At 49.7% G+C, this 17,537-nt stretch carries 12 protein-coding genes; 8 read left to right on the plus strand and 4 right to left on the minus strand.

What is annotated here, in order from left to right; translation table 11 throughout:
- Positions 1-40 precede the first annotated feature (40 nt).
- Both BOCO_RS05645 and BOCO_RS05650 read right to left on the minus strand, forming a co-directional pair.
- Positions 41-1,393 (minus strand): chloride channel protein, encoded by a 1,353-nt coding sequence (locus tag BOCO_RS05645; protein ID WP_094723134.1) that lies wholly within the window; start codon positions 1,391-1,393, stop codon positions 41-43.
- Positions 1,394-1,662: 269 nt separating this feature from the next.
- Positions 1,663-4,032, minus strand: a complete 2,370-nt coding sequence (locus BOCO_RS05650) for a S9 family peptidase (RefSeq protein ID WP_420835407.1) — start codon at positions 4,030-4,032, stop codon at positions 1,663-1,665.
- A 244-nt stretch (positions 4,033-4,276) separates the two neighbouring features.
- Here BOCO_RS05650 and BOCO_RS05655 point away from each other — a divergent pair, with 244 nt between their 5' ends.
- The 8 genes from BOCO_RS05655 (at position 4,277) to asnB (ending at position 15,460) form a co-directional block, all read left to right on the plus strand.
- A complete protein-coding gene (locus BOCO_RS05655; RefSeq protein WP_094723135.1) occupies positions 4,277-4,990 on the plus strand; it encodes an FhaA domain-containing protein in 714 nt (237 codons plus the stop codon).
- Positions 4,991-5,018: 28 nt separating this feature from the next.
- Positions 5,019-5,546 carry an FHA domain-containing protein FhaB/FipA gene (locus tag BOCO_RS05660; protein ID WP_094723165.1) on the plus strand — a complete coding sequence of 176 codons (528 nt, stop codon included), beginning with the start codon at positions 5,019-5,021 and terminating at the stop codon, positions 5,544-5,546.
- Positions 5,547-5,551: 5 nt separating this feature from the next.
- Positions 5,552-7,213, plus strand: a complete 1,662-nt coding sequence (locus BOCO_RS05665; protein WP_094723136.1) for a PP2C family protein-serine/threonine phosphatase — start codon at positions 5,552-5,554, stop codon at positions 7,211-7,213.
- Complete coding sequence (locus BOCO_RS05670; RefSeq protein WP_094723137.1) at positions 7,210-8,667, plus strand: FtsW/RodA/SpoVE family cell cycle protein; 1,458 nt, start codon at positions 7,210-7,212, stop codon at positions 8,665-8,667. Before BOCO_RS05665 ends, BOCO_RS05670 begins: the two co-directional genes overlap by 4 nt.
- Positions 8,664-10,127, plus strand: coding sequence for a peptidoglycan D,D-transpeptidase FtsI family protein (locus tag BOCO_RS05675; RefSeq protein ID WP_094723138.1), 1,464 nt, complete (start codon positions 8,664-8,666; stop codon positions 10,125-10,127). The genes BOCO_RS05670 and BOCO_RS05675 overlap by 4 nt, the downstream gene beginning before the upstream one ends.
- The gene (locus tag BOCO_RS05680; protein ID WP_094723139.1) at positions 10,124-11,173 is read left to right on the plus strand and encodes a serine/threonine-protein kinase; all 1,050 of its coding nucleotides are present in this window, start codon (positions 10,124-10,126) and stop codon (positions 11,171-11,173) included. The genes BOCO_RS05675 and BOCO_RS05680 overlap by 4 nt, the downstream gene beginning before the upstream one ends.
- Positions 11,170-13,374 (plus strand): Stk1 family PASTA domain-containing Ser/Thr kinase, encoded by a 2,205-nt coding sequence (gene pknB / locus BOCO_RS05685; protein WP_094723140.1) that lies wholly within the window; start codon positions 11,170-11,172, stop codon positions 13,372-13,374. Before BOCO_RS05680 ends, pknB begins: the two co-directional genes overlap by 4 nt.
- A gap of 127 nt (positions 13,375-13,501) precedes the next feature.
- Positions 13,502-15,460: an asparagine synthase (glutamine-hydrolyzing) gene (gene asnB, locus BOCO_RS05690; RefSeq protein WP_094723141.1), complete on the plus strand. Its 1,959-nt coding sequence runs from the start codon at positions 13,502-13,504 to the stop codon at positions 15,458-15,460.
- 138 nt (positions 15,461-15,598) lie between these two features.
- Here asnB and BOCO_RS05695 read toward each other — a convergent pair whose 3' ends face one another.
- Positions 15,599-16,726 (minus strand): class E sortase, encoded by a 1,128-nt coding sequence (locus tag BOCO_RS05695; RefSeq protein ID WP_094723142.1) that lies wholly within the window; start codon positions 16,724-16,726, stop codon positions 15,599-15,601.
- Entirely contained in the window at positions 16,723-17,511 is a 789-nt protein-coding gene (locus BOCO_RS05700; protein ID WP_244568767.1) for a DUF881 domain-containing protein, read from the minus strand. Before BOCO_RS05700 ends, BOCO_RS05695 begins: the two co-directional genes overlap by 4 nt.
- Positions 17,512-17,537 lie beyond the last annotated feature (26 nt).

Below are 17,537 nucleotides of genomic sequence, written 5' to 3' on the forward strand. Positions count from 1 at the left end.
GTTTGATACGGCTGTTGAATCTCACAAAACCAGATAAACGTTAGTTGCTTGCCTCAAACTTACTATTGTTATGGTTCACCAATATCCTGTGCGATACGGCAGTCGACAAGGCTACAGCTAGAGACAAGGGCAGCAAAGCTGGCGCCGGCAAGTGACAAATCTCAAACAACATGAAAAGTGCCATCAGCGGCGCTTGCTGGGAGGCAGCAAGGGTGGAGGCAGCGCCGATAATAGCAGCCTGCCATAGCGGTACACTCAAGCCACAGCAGTTAGCTACAATTCCTAAAATCACACCTAATGCTGCACCAATGCCAATCGAAGGTGTGAGGGTGCCACCCGAAGCGCCAGCTCGAATAGTTAATGAAGTGCAGATAAACTTCCAAACGCCCAAAGCAGCAAAGAAAGCAATTACAGAACTTGCAGAATAATTTCCAGCCTGGCCGATACTACTAGCAGACAAACGCATAGCACTTTGGGCAATGGCTCTGCCGTTACCCATCACTTCCGGCAATATCCAAGCCACAAGACCGGTCAACAAGGCAGCCGCAGGCAGCATCCACAGTATGGTAAGGCCCGTAGCCTGATTAGTTTCCGCCCAACGTGTCAGGCACCTAAAGACAGCCCCCACCACGCCAGCCAACAGACCTGCTATAAGAGCAAAGAGCATGGTCCAGTGAGAAAATGGCTGCTCGCCAACAATATAATACGGCCCGAACCCTTTGATAGCACCGCCCACCAGGGTAGCCACTGATGACATCGTCAGACAGACAGTAACTGCAGTCATATCTGTACTGGCTAGCAGAATCTCCAACCCAAAAAGTGCGCCTGTCAGGGGAGAAATATAAATACCGGCAAACCCAGCACCCGCAGCAGCAGCTACCAGAAGAGGACGATCAGACTCACGTAAACCGAATTTACGAGCCCAGCGGAACCACACACTTCCAAGCATGGCACCAGCCTCCCTTGGGGCCACCTCCCTACCTATTGCGCCACCTGTGCCAACTAAAAATATTTGTGTTATGACATGCAGCAGGGTCTGCCACACCGGCATTCGAGCACCCTTAACAGCCTGAGCTACCGAAGGTACGCGCGTTGTTTTATTCCGCAGATACCACCAAATACAAGCGGCAACACACCCTCCCACTACGACTGATATCAAGCGACGTATAGCAGGAACCCCGAGCGGACTTGGCTGCGAGGAACTCTCCACAAACCCCAGAAAAACTTTCTCCACTTCATCTAGGAACATACCCAGCAAGCCAGATGAGACACCCACCACAGCTCCCAAAACAAGACAAGATAGGCCAATGCCAGCAAAGTGAGACAGGTGAATGCCGTCGTTGCCTGCCCCGCCACTTGACACTTGTATATCTGGATGATCTGCCGGTTTCATTTCCACAATTACCAATCTAGTGGACCACTCAGTCAAGTGTTACCAGTTTCTATACATCTCAACCGCTAAGCGTCACCACCGACCTTGAAACACCTGTCTCGCGAGAATACGATGGAACCATCAGAGTATACGCTCCCGTACGATGTTGCTGTCCATGTTGGTCAGTCCCATCTTCACGAAATTACCCGAAAACGAAGCCGGCCCAGATATCGAACAATCACAATGCCATGTATAAATTTTCTACAGGGCTACGATTCGTGCCTCCAAACTTATGAGCGGGTCTCTATACCCAACGATTGATAGAGGAAGTCCCGCTGTAACACGAGCAAATTCTCAGCCACACTCGGATCATTGGTCATGTGCGTAATACCGGTTAGAGGCAGTACCGTATGAGATCGTCCAGCCTCCGTCAGAGCTTGTGAAAGACGAAGACTATGAGCAACCGAAACATTATCGTCAGCAAAACCATGAATGAGCATAAGTGGTCTGCGTAGGTGAGGTGCGTCATCCACAATCGAGTTACGACGGTAAATATCAGGATCCATGCCTAAATACCGCTCAGTGTAATGAGTGTCATACAAGGTCCAGTCCGTTGGGGGAGCACCAGCACAGGCTGCATGTATGGCATCTGGTGCCCGCAGTACTGATAGAGCAGACAGGAAACCTCCATAAGACCAACCGATCATTGCTACCCTACTCAAGTCAGCCTCAGGTATCACATCTGGCAGCGACTGTAAAGCAGCAAGCTGGTCGTCCAACGTTACCTGTGCCATGTCCTCAAAGATTGCCCGATCCCAAGCTGGACCTCGTCCAGTAGTTCCATGTCCATCTACCGTCAACACAATAAATCCCTGGTCAGCCCACCACTGTGATTCCCAGTAATATGACTGACTAAAGACTACCTGCTGAAAACCAGGACCACCATATGGTTTAAGCAATACCGGTAACTGTTCTTCATCAGACCAAGGGCTGAAAGTCGATGGACGCACTACAGCAGCAAAGAGCTGATCATTGCCTAAACGCACAAAATCAACATTAGGAACAAATCCGGGTTCGGCTGCCTGACTACTCAGACGAGCACAGGCTTCCAGACCATGTTCTTCATGACCTTTACCACCGCAAACCATTGCATCGAGATGGGAGTCTGATGCCACTATGGAGTGCCAAGCAAGTACTCCCGATTCCCTCATGGTTCTTCCTGAGATAACAAAACCTCTACCAGAGCGGGAGCCTGTCCACACTCCAGGTCCGGAGTTCAGGACTTTCAAACGACCGTCATAACCATAACAGACGAGGTCAAAAGAGCGAGGATCACTAGAAACCACAGCAAGAGCATCCCGCTCACCTAAGTCCAGAACCTCTCGCAGCTGGCAGCCGACTGCCGACAGCGGTTTACCATCCAAACTCAATCTAGTTGTGTCAGCATTGGTGTCGATGTAAGCCTCAGCCAGTTGACCTGAAGGTGTGTATGCAGGTAAACCTGGCACAATATCAATCCACTGAGGATTGGAATGGGTACTCAATACCCGCGTTGGGGCAGTAGGCAAATTATCCAAAGTAGAATAATCGAGTGTGTTTACCTGGGATGTGTCCTTCGTCCGTTGCAGTCCATCCACCTCGACGCTGAGTACCTGATCAGCTGTCTGCCGCCTATTTTGCACCAGCAGAAGAGGCGAATGTCCACTTTGCCAGCGCACCACTGCTAGATATTCAAAACCCTGCCGGTCCCAGTCCACTTGGTGCAGGTCTTTGGCACTTCCGTCAGAACTCAGTTGCACATAAAAAAGTCTCACCTGTGCATTAGCAGTCAACGCTTGAGGGTAGCGACGAGCAATGGCGGGATGGTTAGGATTAGCAGGATCGCTTACATACCAAGTCGGCTCCAAAGAAGCGTCAAATGCTTCTACCAGGAGTGCATCCGAATCGGGCGACCACCAGAACCCCTCATATCGGTCCATTTCTTCACCGGCTACAAACTCAGCGAGACCTAACTTGAAGTCCTCACTGGCTTCCTGAGGCAGTGCCAAAGCCACTTGTACACCATCTTCTTCACCTTCGTAACCAATGGTGATAACGACTACCTGCCTACCTGTCGTATAAGCCACTCTGGTACCATCTGGCGAAAGCCTGGGGTTCAAAATACCGCCACCCATCTGGGTTTGCTTGTCTTCCAGTAGCTTTAACTTACGAGTTTTCCCGCACAGGCCGTCTTTACCTATCTCAGTAAGCCAAAGTTCCCCGCCTAAGGCAAAGACCACTCGATGACCGGCAGCGTCAGCACTGTATGACACAATCCCCTGCCCGCCCTCACGTAACCGTTCACGCCTAGCCTGCTCTTCAGGTGGAACATCCTCAGCTTGCTCGCCTGCAAGTAATCGAGGGTCAGCTAATAGCGTCTCCTTGTGCGTATTATCAGAATCGAAAGTACTCATCCAAAGACTAGTCTCGAAATCTTCAGGACCATCAGAACGTAAGAAGAAAGCCCTCCTACCATCACCGACTACCTGAATAGAACGAGGTGCCCCCAATGTGAAACGGAGGGTGCGGGCCTTAGCCTGCGGAAAATCAGAAACTCGCTCCTGTGCATCAGTCTGACCATCATTTACCATTCTCACCTGATCGGCTACCTGATTAGTCATACTCTCCTCCACTCTTAAGCACCGTTGTAGTGCCCCACCATGCGCAGTCGCACCCTTTCAGCATTACATTATTAAGGTAATGCTCTTCCAGCACCTCTATACTCTATGGCCCGACCACCCCAAATACGTTCTTTGAGGATCAAACAGGTTGTATGGATTGAAGAAATTGCAAGTATCCGATGACTATTTGGGCTTTTTAAGACCTCTTGCGTAGGATAGAGTAGTTAAATAGAAAGGGATGACTATGAGCGTTCTCGATCGTTTTGAGAAGAGCGTTGAAGGCGCCGTTAATGGCGTATTTTCAAAGTTCGGCTCCAAAGATCTACAGCCGGTTGATCTGTCGAGCGCACTTGAGCGTGAGATTGATGCGCAGGCCATGCCTGTCGGCCGTGACCGCACGGTGGCCCCCAATGAATACAGGTTCCAGCTATCTACGCCAGACTTCGACCGCATTGAGCAATGGGGTTCTGAAGCCTTAGCAAATGAGCTTGCAGACAATTTAACGAAGTATGCAGAGAGCCAACACTACGCCTTTGTAGGACCCGTAGTGGTGATCTTCGAGGAAGACCTTGAACTCAGTAAGGGCGATTTCCACCTGTCTTCAGAATCAGTGCAAGGTAATGCCGCTCCTGTTACGTCAACAGAAGCAAGCACGGATTGCCCCGTTTTGGAGATTAACGGTCGCCAATACCTACTCACTGCTCCAACCACGGTGATTGGCAGAGGATCAGCTTGCGATATTGTCATTGACGATCCTGGAATCTCTCGCAAGCACTTACAAATCGACATCAGCGACAAAGGCGTTATAGCTCGAGATTTGGGCTCTACTAACGGAACTTATGTGGAAGGCCACCAGGTACCGGCCGCCACCCTGCTCGATGGCAACACGATTACTATTGGGCGCACACGGATCCTCTACTGGGCTTCCTCGCAAGGTCAAGAAGAGGGACAAGCCTAGACCTTGCAGTAAGGTCGAATTACATATGCTGACCGAACTAACTTTCGCCATTTTAAAATATGGCTTCCTGATACTGCTCTGGGTCTTCCTTTGGCTGGCGATTCGATCGTTAAAAAAAGATATCGAAACGTTCAGCCCAAAGGTTTCACGCACCCAGCGCAGGCGTCAGCGTGCCGCTAAGAAGGCAGTGACACCAGCTTCGTCTGTGGTTGTCGAAGAACCTGCTCATGCAAGAGGCGGGCACAGACAACCAGCACCAGCAAATCCATCCTTACTCGTTGTTATTGATGGGCCACTTGCTGGATCCTCGTTACCACTAGGGCAGCAACCTATTACCCTGGGCCGAGCAGCTTCTAACTCACTGGTCTTAGATGACGAATTTGTCTCTTCCCATCATGCACGTATCTACCAAGATCCGATTTCAAACGAGTGGGCTATTGAAGATCTAGGATCGACCAACGGAACAGTGGTAGCTGATCAACGCATCCAAACACCCACGATCTTGCCTGCTGGCGTACCGGTTCGTATCGGTGCCACCACCTTTGAACTGAGGTAAGCGCTATGACGAGATCAACCAACTCAGGCGAAGAACTGTTGATATGTTCCACAACAGTTTCTGATACAGGTTACGTGCGTAGCGATAACCAGGATTCTTCGTTTGCAGGCCAACACCTGATCGCTATGTGCGATGGTATGGGCGGTCATGCTGGTGGAGATACAGCTTCAACGATTGCTATTCGTTCCTTAGCTCACATTGAGTATGACAACCAAAGCGGTAATGTAAAGCGTCTCGCTCAGATGATGGATACGTCTGTCATTGCAGCTCATGATGCTATTGTAGGAAAGGCAAAACGCGAGCGCAGGCTTTCCGGCATGGGCACCACTGTTACTGCAATTGCTCTAGCTGGAGGCCATTGGGTACTAGCACACATCGGTGATTCTCGAGGTTACCTTCTACGCGATGGTCGTTTATTACGGATGACTCAGGACCATTCATACGTACAACACTTGATTGACACTGGTCGTATTTCAGCAGCAGAAGCCAAGAATCATCCACAGCGTAATGTGGTTATGCGCGTTCTCGGTGATTTCGACATTGATCCTCATCCAGATATTGCCATTCACAAGGCTCAGCCCGGTGACCGCTGGATGCTCTGCTCAGATGGCTTATGCGGGGTATTGGAAGACTCTACCATCGCCCAAACCTTATCCTCGGTAACGGACCAAGAAGAGTGCGCACAACAACTGGTGACCATGGCACTTAAGGGCGGTTCCACTGACAATGTGACAGTTGTAATTGGTGACGCTACCCTTTCGGTCGATACAGACGCCATCGACTTGCCACAGCAAACTCCTCTTATAGGAGGAGCGGCTTCAAGTAACTTAGAAGCCCTGGCAGACATCGTGCACCGGAATGTAGCAGCAGCTCCGCATCTGCAGGAAGAAACAACAACTTCGCCCGCCCAGCGAGCAGCAGCACTGGCTCAAAGCGTCCAGACCGATCCTGCATCTGATGGCGACCATAAGGCACCTAAACTGGAGCACAAGAAAGTTGACCAATCCGGCGGAGAGCCCGAAGGCAACAATGAAATTCTGCGACTTGCCGAACCTTCTGAAAGCCGTGAAGAGGCAGGAGATCGAGCTATACCGGATACTGGAGAAATCCCCATTGTCCATAAGAAGGATGGTTCTGCGACAGCAGACCCCTACGACCCAGATGTTGCTAAGGCCATCAATCAGGAGTACAACCAACGCCGCAAGCGTGAGCGTGCTCGTAAGCATCACCTTCAGTTAATGATTGCTGGTGCCATTGTAACTATTATTTCACTGCTGGGTGCAGGAACATATGGCGCTTATTACTGGAGCCAACAGCAGTATTACCTAGGTGAAGATGCTTCTGTAGTCACCATTTACCAAGGCGTACCCACAAACGTTTTCGGATTGAACTTGTCACATCCGGTTGAACATACTGACATATCGGTACACAAACTGCCCTTGTCTTGGCGCGAACAACTGCAACAAGGCATCACTGTTTCGTCACGCGAGCAAGCCCAAGAACATGCTAACCTCATCCGACACGAATCCCACAACTTACAGGAAAGTGGCTCAGGTAAGAACAAGCATCAAAGTACTAGCACTCCAAGTGCGCCTAGTAGACAGCCCAGTGGCAAGCCCTCTATCAAGCCAGGAGAGATAAGGAAGGGGGCCACACCGACAATATGATAGTCACACGATTACGCCGTATGGCCCTCTTGCTCTTAGCACTCTTTACTGGTTTCATTGGTTTTTTCCAGATGTTCCAGCGGACACAGGGTGGCATCCCAAAAAACTACGCGATTCTCTTGCCAGTCACGGCACTTCTCTTTATCGCACTGTGGGTCGTACTGGAGATTTACCAGCCATATGCCAGCCAGGTAATCCTTCCCTGCTTGGTGGTCTTGAGCTCTCTGGGCATCACCATGATTGCTCGGATTGATATGCGCAACATAAAAGTTGGCAACCCTACCTCTGCCGGAATCAATCAGCTAGTCTGGTTGTGCCTAGCGATCGTTTTAAGTGGCGTCCTAGCTGTAGCACTCAAAGATTACCGTGTCCTACGAAAATTCTCGTATGTGAGTATGGTCGTCGGTATCGTCCTCCTGCTTTCTCCGATGATTCCTCACTTCGGTCGGGAAATTGGTGGTGCCCGCATCTGGGTAGGTATCGGCTCTCACACATTGCAGCCGGGCGAATTCGCCAAGCTTTTTCTAGCCTTCTTTTTTGCTGCTTATCTCTTCGACCACAGGGATCAACTAGCGGTTGCCGGTAAAAAATTCCTAGGTATGCGCATGCCGCGCATGCGGGATTTGGGGCCCATTATCGTAGTTTGGGCCCTCTCCCTAGGCGTCTTGATTCTTCAGCACGATTTAGGCACTTCGCTGATGTTCTTCGCAATGTTCGTTTCAATGCTCTACGTGGCTACAGGTCGCAAATCTTGGATTGCCATTGGTGCAGTCTTCTTTATCATTGGCGCAGTAGCTGCAACTCTTCTCTTTGCCCATGTTGGAGCGCGTGTAGATGCCTGGCTCCATCCCTTCAGCCCTGAAGAATACAACAAGGACTTCGGCGGATCAGGGCAGCTGGTACGAGGCATTTTCGGGTTAGCTACTGGCGGACTCTTAGGGACTGGCCTGGGACAAGGTCATCCTTGGATCACACCACTGGCTAACTCTGACTTCATATATTCTTCTCTTGGTGAGGAGATTGGCTTAACAGGACTACTCGTTGTACTAGCTCTTTACTTGGTCATTGTTGCTACAGGCATGGTCGTTGCCATGAAAATTAAGGACGGTTTTGGCAAACTGCTAGCCTCTGGACTCGTTTTCACGATGGCCTTCCAAGTTTTCACCGTAGTAGGAGGCATCACCCTCGTTATACCGTTAACAGGTTTGACCATGCCCTATATGGCAGCAGGTGGTTCTTCTCTCATAGCTAACTGCATTCTTGCCATTTTGCTTATCATTATCTCAAATGCAGCTAACCGACCAGCGCCTGAAGTATCTTCTGACACCTTTAGATACGAAGCGCTTGCTGTTTTGCGCGAACATGAGATTGACCAGCAGCAGGAAGAACAGGAGTTAGGCTCTCAGGGATCCGCCAGGATGTTCAACAAAATCAGACTGGAGGCAAGCGTATGAACAAGGCACTCCGTCAACTGTTTACCGCCGTCATCGTTCTTTTTGTCATTCTAGGTCTTTCATCCACGACAATTATGGGTATTCGCGCCAATGCCCTCAACAATGACAGCCGTAATACACGTGCACTGTATGCCGAGTATGGTGCTCCTCGCGGTTCTATTTTGGCCTCTGACGGCACAATTTTGGCCCACTCGGACCATATCAACGACACGTTCCAGTACCAACGTAAGTACATAGCGGGTCCAACGTACGCACCAGTCACTGGATTCTATTCCATTACAAACGGTAGCGATCGTGGTATTGAAAACTCTCGTAACCGTCTTCTGACTGGTCAAGCTGACAGCTTGTGGTTTGACAAGATTAAAACCCTCTTTACAGGTGCTCAAAACAGGGGTGCTTCGATTGAAACGTCAATTAATCCGCGACTCCAGCAGGTGGCTTACCAAGCCCTGGGGCAAAAGTCTGGATCTGTAGTGGCGATTGAGCCTTCAACTGGCCGAATATTAGCCATGGTTTCTACTCCTTCGTATGACCCGAATGAACTTGCCACTCATAACACTAACGCCGCAATGGAATCTTATAACAAGATCATCAATCGATCTGACAATCCTATGCTTAATAGGGCTACTTCTGAGCTCTACCCACCAGGGTCCACTTTCAAGGTGGTCGTAGCAGCTGCCGCATTGGAATCCGGTAAGTACAACCCGGACACAGAGATTCCAGCCGGTGCGACGTACACGTTACCTGGCACTAACATAGGCTTAACCAACGCCACAGGAGCTGGTAACGGTTACGGTGGTAAGTTAAGCTTGCAAGACGCTTTGGCATACTCTTCTAATACAGCATTCGCTCAGTTAGGAGTCAGTCTGGGCGGAGGAACCATCGCCGATCAAGCCAAAAAATTCGGCTACGGATCCACCTTAAGTGTTGATGGCACTAATTCCACAGGTCAGCCTATGAAAGCTACTGCTTCCAAGTTCCCAGCTGAAGCAACACCGGATAAACTCGCGCAAGCTTCGATTGGGCAAGGAGACACTGTCACCACGCCGCTGCAAAATGCTATGGTTGCCGCTGCAGTAGCAAACGGGGGGAAACTGATGCAACCAACATTAGTAGACCGTGTGCGCTCTTCAGACTTGAGTGTACTTAGTGAAACGTCACCTACTGTATATGCTGAACCATTCTCAGGAAATACGGCCCAAGCGTTAACTGGCATGATGGAAGGAGTAGTTACTAAAGATTCTCCCAACTTGCAAATTCCAGGTGTCAAGGTAGCGGCCAAGACTGGTACTGCACAAATTGGTGTCAATAACGATACGAATGACGGTTGGACAATCGGCTTTGCGCCTGCTGGACAGCCTAAGATTGCAGTAGCAGTAGTAGTCCATTCCACCAATAGCTTTGGGGCGGCATCTGCAGGGCCTATCATGAAGCAAGTGATACAGGAGGGGCTGAAATGAAGCTGGTCGAAGGACAGCTCATCCACGGACGATACCGATTGGATCAGCTACTAGCCCAGGGGGGCATGGGTGAAGTTTGGAAAGGATACGACATTGAGCTCAAGCGAGATGTCGCTATTAAAGCTCTGCGCCCAGATATAACCAATGAGGAATCTCGCATCCAACGTCTGCGCGCCGAAGCTCATAACTCCGCTAACCTGGCACACCCCAACATTGCTGCTCTTTTCGGATACTACGAACATGATGGTATTGGGTTTATTATCATGGAATATGTGCCTTCCGGTTCTCTAGCGGACGTATATAAGCAGCAGGGCAGAGTAGATCCTATAGAATTACTTCCCATCCTCATTCAAACAGCAAGAGGACTATACGTAGCTCACTGCCATGGAGTAATTCACCGGGATGTGAAACCAGCAAATATTTTGGTTTCTCATACCGGCGAAGTCAAAATAACTGACTTCGGTGTTTCATACTCCAGCAACCAAGGCCAGATCACTCAAGACGGGATGGTAGTTGGAACAGCCCAGTATATTTCGCCTGAGCAAGCTCAAGGACTAACAGCTACTCCCCAATCCGATATCTATTCGCTAGGGGTGGTGGCATACGAAGGACTCTGCGGGCATAGACCATTTACCGGTGCCACAGCTGTAGACATTGCTGCTGCCCATGTCAACGATCCAGTTCCGCCTCTTCCAGACTCTGTGGACACACAGCTGGCCCAATTCGTAATGTGCATGCTTACCAAAGAACCACTTGACCGGCCCAAGGATGCCTTAGCTGTTTCGAGCACTCTCGCTAAAATTGAGCAACGACTCCTGAACCGGCAAGTGACTGACACTCAGTCACTTGATAGACGTAGGCCTTTGCCACGATTAGTGGTTAGCTTACCCCACAAGTCGTCTCTGCCTGCCAACAAGCCAGCCATGGTTTACCACCCTGTGAATATCTCTAGCAACGCTGTAACGGACTTAATAACAAGTTTTAATTCAAGAGCACGAATCGTAACCGACAATCCTCGGACAGCAAACGGAGGGGATTCCCTATGAGCATTGCACTACCCGCTTCCTTGGCCAATGGACGCTATGAGATTGGCCAGCTCATTGGTCGTGGTGGCATGGCCGAGGTTCATACTGCGATCGACACTCGTCTAGGTCGTACCGTTGCAGTTAAGATCATGCGATCGGACCTTACCAACGACGAAATCTTTTTGAGCCGCTTCCGCCGTGAAGCACACTCAGTGGCACAACTCAACAACCCTAACATTGTCTCAATATATGACTCAGGGGAAGAAGTCTTATCCGATGAGTCAGGCAATCAGGAGAGGGTACCCTACCTGGTAATGGAGTATGTCAAAGGACAGACTCTGCGCGCCATTCTCAAGGCCAATGGTGCTCTAAGCCAGCAGGATGCCGAACAGGTGATGTTAGGCGTTCTGAATGCTTTAGAATATTCCCACCACATGGGCATTATTCACCGGGACATTAAACCTGGAAACATCATGATCTCTGAGCAAGGCATGGTCAAAGTCATGGACTTTGGCATCGCTCGAGCCTTAGATGATTCTGCTGCCACTATGACTCAATCCCAAGGGGTTGTAGGTACTGCTCAGTATCTTTCCCCAGAACAGGCTCGCGGCGAAAACGTAGACATGCGTTCCGACCTTTACTCGGCTGGTTGTGTACTTTATGAAATGTTGACCGGGCACCCACCCTTTAATGGGGATTCAGCTGTCGCTATTGCCTATCAGCACGTTTCAGAAGTCGCTGTTCCACCATCCGCTATTGTGCCGGGCCTTCCCAAGATGTGGGATTCGATTTGCGCAAAGGCAATGGCGAAAGACCGCCAGAATCGTTATGCTACAGCTTCTGAATTCAAGAATGACATTATGTCATTCATGAATGGTGGCACACCGGTCGCTGCCGCTTTTAATCCTCTAACGGATCTCGCCAATATGAAAGCCCGTAAAGCAGCAGAGCGGGAGGCAGCCACCTCTACCCTCTCACCTATCGACGATGCAACTGCAGCAACTCAGGCTTTTGCACCTATTAGTGATATGAACCCCCAGCTAGCGGCAGCGGCAGCGCAGACTGCCAATGAAGCCCGTTCTCGAAAAGCCGCCCAAGATGCCAAGAAACGCAAGAAGAAGATTATCATTTCCTCCATTGCAGCTGCCCTAGCTCTTATCCTAGTGGGGCTTGGAGCCTGGGCTTATCTGGGTAAAGACAAATACGATACAGCTACCGTGCCTGAAATTAATACGCAGATGTCTAGGCTTCTGGCCAAGGAGAAAATCACTAGCGCTGGTTTCGAGTACGCAGAAAAATCAGATCCCGACTCAGCAGAACCTGAAGGCACGTTTACTAAGCAGAGCCCTAAGGGCGGAGTGAAAGCTAAGAAAGGTTCTACAGTCACTGTCTGGTTCTCCTCTGGTCCTCAGTCCACTAGAATCCCGGACGTGAAGAACCTAAGCCAGGCAGAAGCACGTGCTTCCTTAGAAAAAGCGGGCTTCAAAGTGAGCCCCTCTGCCTCAATTGAGGACAGCGCCGACGTAGCTAAGAACCGTGTGACCCGCACAGACCCTGCTGGAGGTCAATCGGCCCCCAAAGGTTCTAGCATCCTCGTATACATTTCCTCTGGCATGACGAAGGTTCCAGACGTAACAGGTAAAAGGCAGGATGACGCCCGCAATATGTTGCAGCGTTTCACCGTCACTATCCAAAAGAGCCATTCTGATACCGTTCCTAAAGATGCGGTCATTTCCACTGAACCGGCAGTCGGTAGCTCTGTCGCCCAAGGTTCGATGATAACCCTGACTGTCTCAGATGGAATGATGCTTAAAGATGTGAGCAATAAAACTCTAGCTGATGCTAGAAGCATGCTCAACGGAGCGAAGAAGATTGTGGTTAACGGTCCTTCTGACGACAGGTCAGTGGTCGTCAGCCAAGATCCTAAGGCTGGCACTCCAATCGACAAAGACAACGATACCATTACACTGACCACAAAGGATGGCGGTATTCCCGTGCCTTACTTCACATCTGGTGTGACAACTTTGGGTGAATACAGGCAGAAGCTCGAAGCTGCTGGACTGTCTATCAAAATCTCTGGGTCATCTGACAGTACAGCTGTGGTTATGTCAGTAGATAAGGCTGGCAATGTTGATAAGGGATCAACTGTTACTGTTATTACTACAGCATCTTCAAGTCCCTCGCCCGGTACATCATCAGGTTCAAGTTCAGGGGCAAACTAGTAGATCTACCCGTGGGCCGTACAAGCCCACGGACCTGCTCAGCCCAGAGCGTCTTCTCATCACCTTGTTCTAATATCTATGAGTCAATGGCTTTGCAACAGTTAACTTGCTATGAGAGGAGGGTGGTATGTGCGGCATTATCGCTTTTCGTGACCGCGAAGTCCTCGATAAGGACATCACCATCCAGGCAATGATGAAGATGATCCAGCATCGGGGCCCGAATCAGGAGGGTTCAGGTTATTATGTTAATGACCAAGCAGCGCTTGGATTCCGTCGACTTTCTATCATTGATCTCAAGTCAGGCAAGCAGCCCATTGTTAACGAGGATGGTTCCATAGTCATCACCTTCAACGGTGAAATCTATAATTACCAACCCCTACGCCGTCAGCTACTTGATGCTGGTCATACCTTCAAATCAGAAGCTGACACCGAAGTACTCCTCCATGGTTACGAAGAGTGGGGCATGGACGGCCTTTTACAGCGTGTTCGAGGCATGTTTGCCTTCCTTATCTGGGATGACAACAAGAAAGCCCTGCTTGGTGCTCGAGATTTCTTCGGTATCAAGCCTCTGTACTATTACCGAAAAGGTTCCGCGTTCATTGTTGGATCCGAGATTAAATCATTTTTCAAAGAACCCAACTTTACAGCAGAGCTCAATGAAGCTGCTGTAAAGCCCTTCCTAATGAACCAGTACAACGACTTAAAAGAAACCTTCTTTAAGGGCGTATACCGCTTCCCAGCAGGACATTGGTTCCAGTTGCAAGACGATGACTTCCAAGTTCATCAGTATTGGGATGCCTCTTACAAGGTGGATTACCATCGTACGCCAGAAGAGACTATCGATGTTATTGACCAGACAGTTCAGGAATCAGTAAAAGCGCACACCGTAGCAGATGTGCCAGTAGGTGCCTTCCTTTCCGAGGGTGTGGACTCCTCCTATGTCACCTCGCTCTTACGGCCGCAAGAAGTATTTTCTGTCAATTTCGAGGAAGGTCCTTTTGATGAGGTAGGTCCTGCCCAAGCACTTGCTGACCACGAGGGCCTCAACTTCAACAAGACTACAGTGAATGCGGATGAAGCCTTCCGTGACTTCGCAGAGATGCAATACCACCTTGATGAGCCGGACGCCAACCCATCAGTGGTTCCCCTGTGGTACTTGTGCAAGTTAGCCCGTAAAAAGGTGACGGTGGTGCTTTCAGGTGAAGGTGCTGATGAGCTTTTCGCTGGTTATGTCAATTACGGAGATCACTCCAGAAATAGCTTTATTCGCAGCTTGGCTGACAGCATGGGGAAGTTGCCTAAAGGATTGCGTCATAGCATTGGGCATGTTCTAGCAAAACTACCCAACTTCCCCGGACGAACTCAGCTCTACACGCATACAGCCAATCCAGCAGAATATTACTGCGGGCAGGCCTACGCGTACGACATGGCACAGCCAACCATCTTCAGCTCACGCCAGGCCAATGACCTGCTTCAGCCCAAGTACCGCAACGATACTACGGTCAACAGCTTGTATCAAGAAGACTTTGCCAAAGTCAAAGACGCGGAAGATGTGAAGCAGATGCAGTATATTGATCTTCACCATTTCATGCTCAACGATATCTTGCAGAAGGCAGATAAGATTTCAATGGCACACTCTCTTGAATTGAGGGTCCCCTATTTAGACCGTCAAGTGGCAGAGATGGCTAGTACAATTCCTTCCTCTATGCTCTTCAACCGTCACAACAGTAAAGACATATTCCGTAGAGCAGCCCGTCGTCATCTGCCTGATGAGTGGGCAAAACGGCCCAAAATGGGCTTCCCCGTACCTATTAAGTCTTGGCTACGGCAGGAGCGCTACTACAAGCAGGTACGGGAACTCTTCCAGGAAGAATGGGTTAGTGATATCTTCAACCAAGAGCAGATCGTAAACTTACTGGATGCCAACTATCGGGGAGATACCGACAGCCGCCGGCAGGTATGGAACATTTTCACTTTCCTTACCTGGTATAAGCTCTACTTCGTAGATTTCGAGGGTACAGTCGAAAAATATGCACGCTTACAACCAGATGTCCAATCATTCGTGGATCAGGGTAGCTTAGCCTAAGCAGCGTGCAAAAATATACCTTGAATGTATCCCACGATTGTTACTCAGCAGTGAGACAGCAGGCTAGATTTTCAGCCTGCCGCCTCACTTAGTAATGCTATCTCGTTACTGCAAGTCCCTTCCCGATCACGTTATACCTTATACCGTTGGGAAATTAGAAATACTGCGCATAAAGGAAACGTGAGCAGCCATCCAGGGGAAGCCCCACTCGAACATGGCACAAGCTACCACGAGCGCTAATAGGACCATTAAAACACATCTCACTGGTTTAATACCAGATTGATGGCGACTCAACCAGCCATACATACTGAGATAAGGCCGAGGTTCACGTCCATCAGAAATAGCTTTCAGCTTAGGATAACGCCAAGCAAGCAAAGCAGATAAGTAAATAACCACATATGCCAGTAAGAGTAGAGTCATAACCGGCAGTAGGGATCCAAACTTTACCAGCGGCGATGGGCTTCGTTTACTTTCAAAAGTCACACCACCATTATTGTTAGCAGCTAGTTCTCGAGGAATACCATCAGAGACTTTGGCCCAATAATCAAAATCCCCCCAGCTAATCCACCTATGAGCAGCTGTCGCATATTTAGGCTCACAAGTAGTCAATGTAATTGCTGCCTTTGTTGCTTCCTCTTCGGGATGTTCAGGGTTCGGTGCAATCACACTGACTTCGGATGGATCCACAATTTTTTTATTCGTATAGTGGTACACATACCAATAGTCTTGAGTACGAACCACTATCGGATCACCCTCACGTAATTTGTCTACATTTGAAAGCGGTTCGCCATACCCAGCTCTATGCCCTGCGAGCGCAAAATTGCCAGTTTGCCCGGGCATCTGACTTTGTGAATAATGGCCGATACCGCCATATGCCAGTAAGTCAGCAGAAGTTCCTTCAACGACATTTCGTTCCCATGTAGCACCAAAACGGGGAATGTACAGCTGAGCGACAAGATCGCCGCGTTTTACGTTTTGCGGCTGAACAGGCATAGGGCCGGTTTGCTCGGGTGCTACCTTCTCTTTACCCCCTGTTGGAGAGGCAGGTGCAGACCAAGACGTAGCTTTCAGTGTCTCGTACTGTGTGTGCTGCGACTGGATACCAGTCCACCACAGCTGCCAAACAACATAGAGTCCACATAAGATTGCTAATGTGGCCAAAATTTCGCCTACAATACCAGCCACTCGTGATACAGACCCCTGCTGTTTCTTATGGTGAGTGACAGATGAGCGGTGTTTACTCGTTTCTGACGTTTCCTCGTTCATTGTTGTGCTTTCTCATCGACGGTTGCATATTGAAGTGGCTGTAGCATGGACGTCGCCTTCGGAAACTCAAGTTTATCGGAACGTTCCAACTTCCAGCCTAACCCCAGTGTGGCTACATACTCCTTGTATATACGCACTGATGGTGACTCATCCAAAGAGGAAACCATAGCATCGACTGGCCCAATAGCTGCAATAGTAAAGGGTGGAGAATACTTTTTCCCATGCAACAGAAGCACGTTGCCAACACAACGTACAGCAGTTGTTGGAAGTACACGCTGGTCTTGAATCTGCATGGACTCAGCGCCGCCCGCCCACAAAGCGTTCACTACGCTTTCAACATCTTGTTGGTGGATGACGTAGTCGTTAATATTGACAGCTGAACCTGTCGCATCCACTTTTTGCTGCCAGAGGGGCGAATCATTGAGCGTCACAGTCACTCCTGGTCCCCGTACAGCCTTCAACACTGTTCCAGAACCTGCTTCTTCACTAATCTGCGATACATCTTTGCTATTAGTAAAGTTTTTGAGCGAATCAATTTGAGCGCTCATTTGGTTGATCTCATGCCGCAAATCGCCCACCTTGTTCTCTCGCTCCTCTACAAGGCCGGTCGTATCGGAGGTAGACGTTACAGTGCGGTTCACTCGTACATTAATAGCCAACATATACCCAACGAGTGCAAGAATGAGTGCCACGCTCAGCGTTCCTAGGGCAGAATGATGCATACCATGCTTGGCATGTGGCTTGGCTTTCTGCCCGTCATTCCCATTTGGCTTTTCCCCGGCCATGCAGCTCCCTTCTCCCGCTTGCGATA

This window comes from Bombiscardovia coagulans (genome assembly GCF_002259585.1).
In the GTDB taxonomy this organism is placed as follows: domain Bacteria; phylum Actinomycetota; class Actinomycetes; order Actinomycetales; family Bifidobacteriaceae; genus Bombiscardovia; species Bombiscardovia coagulans.

What these genes read in the sequence shown, in the direction of transcription:
- BOCO_RS05645 (WP_094723134.1), bottom strand. Translation starts at nt 1,393, where the DNA reads ATGAAACCGGCAGATCATCCAGATATACAAGTGTCAAGTGGCGGGGCA.
- BOCO_RS05650 (WP_420835407.1), bottom strand. Translation starts at nt 4,032, where the DNA reads ATGACTAATCAGGTAGCCGATCAGGTGAGAATGGTAAATGATGGTCAG.
- BOCO_RS05655 (WP_094723135.1), top strand. Translation starts at nt 4,277, where the DNA reads ATGAGCGTTCTCGATCGTTTTGAGAAGAGCGTTGAAGGCGCCGTTAAT.
- BOCO_RS05665 (WP_094723136.1), top strand. Translation starts at nt 5,552, where the DNA reads ATGACGAGATCAACCAACTCAGGCGAAGAACTGTTGATATGTTCCACA.
- BOCO_RS05670 (WP_094723137.1), top strand. Translation starts at nt 7,210, where the DNA reads ATGATAGTCACACGATTACGCCGTATGGCCCTCTTGCTCTTAGCACTC.
- BOCO_RS05675 (WP_094723138.1), top strand. Translation starts at nt 8,664, where the DNA reads ATGAACAAGGCACTCCGTCAACTGTTTACCGCCGTCATCGTTCTTTTT.
- BOCO_RS05680 (WP_094723139.1), top strand. Translation starts at nt 10,124, where the DNA reads ATGAAGCTGGTCGAAGGACAGCTCATCCACGGACGATACCGATTGGAT.
- pknB (WP_094723140.1), top strand. Translation starts at nt 11,170, where the DNA reads ATGAGCATTGCACTACCCGCTTCCTTGGCCAATGGACGCTATGAGATT.
- asnB (WP_094723141.1), top strand. Translation starts at nt 13,502, where the DNA reads ATGTGCGGCATTATCGCTTTTCGTGACCGCGAAGTCCTCGATAAGGAC.
- BOCO_RS05695 (WP_094723142.1), bottom strand. Translation starts at nt 16,726, where the DNA reads ATGAACGAGGAAACGTCAGAAACGAGTAAACACCGCTCATCTGTCACT.
- BOCO_RS05700 (WP_244568767.1), bottom strand. Translation starts at nt 17,511, where the DNA reads ATGGCCGGGGAAAAGCCAAATGGGAATGACGGGCAGAAAGCCAAGCCA.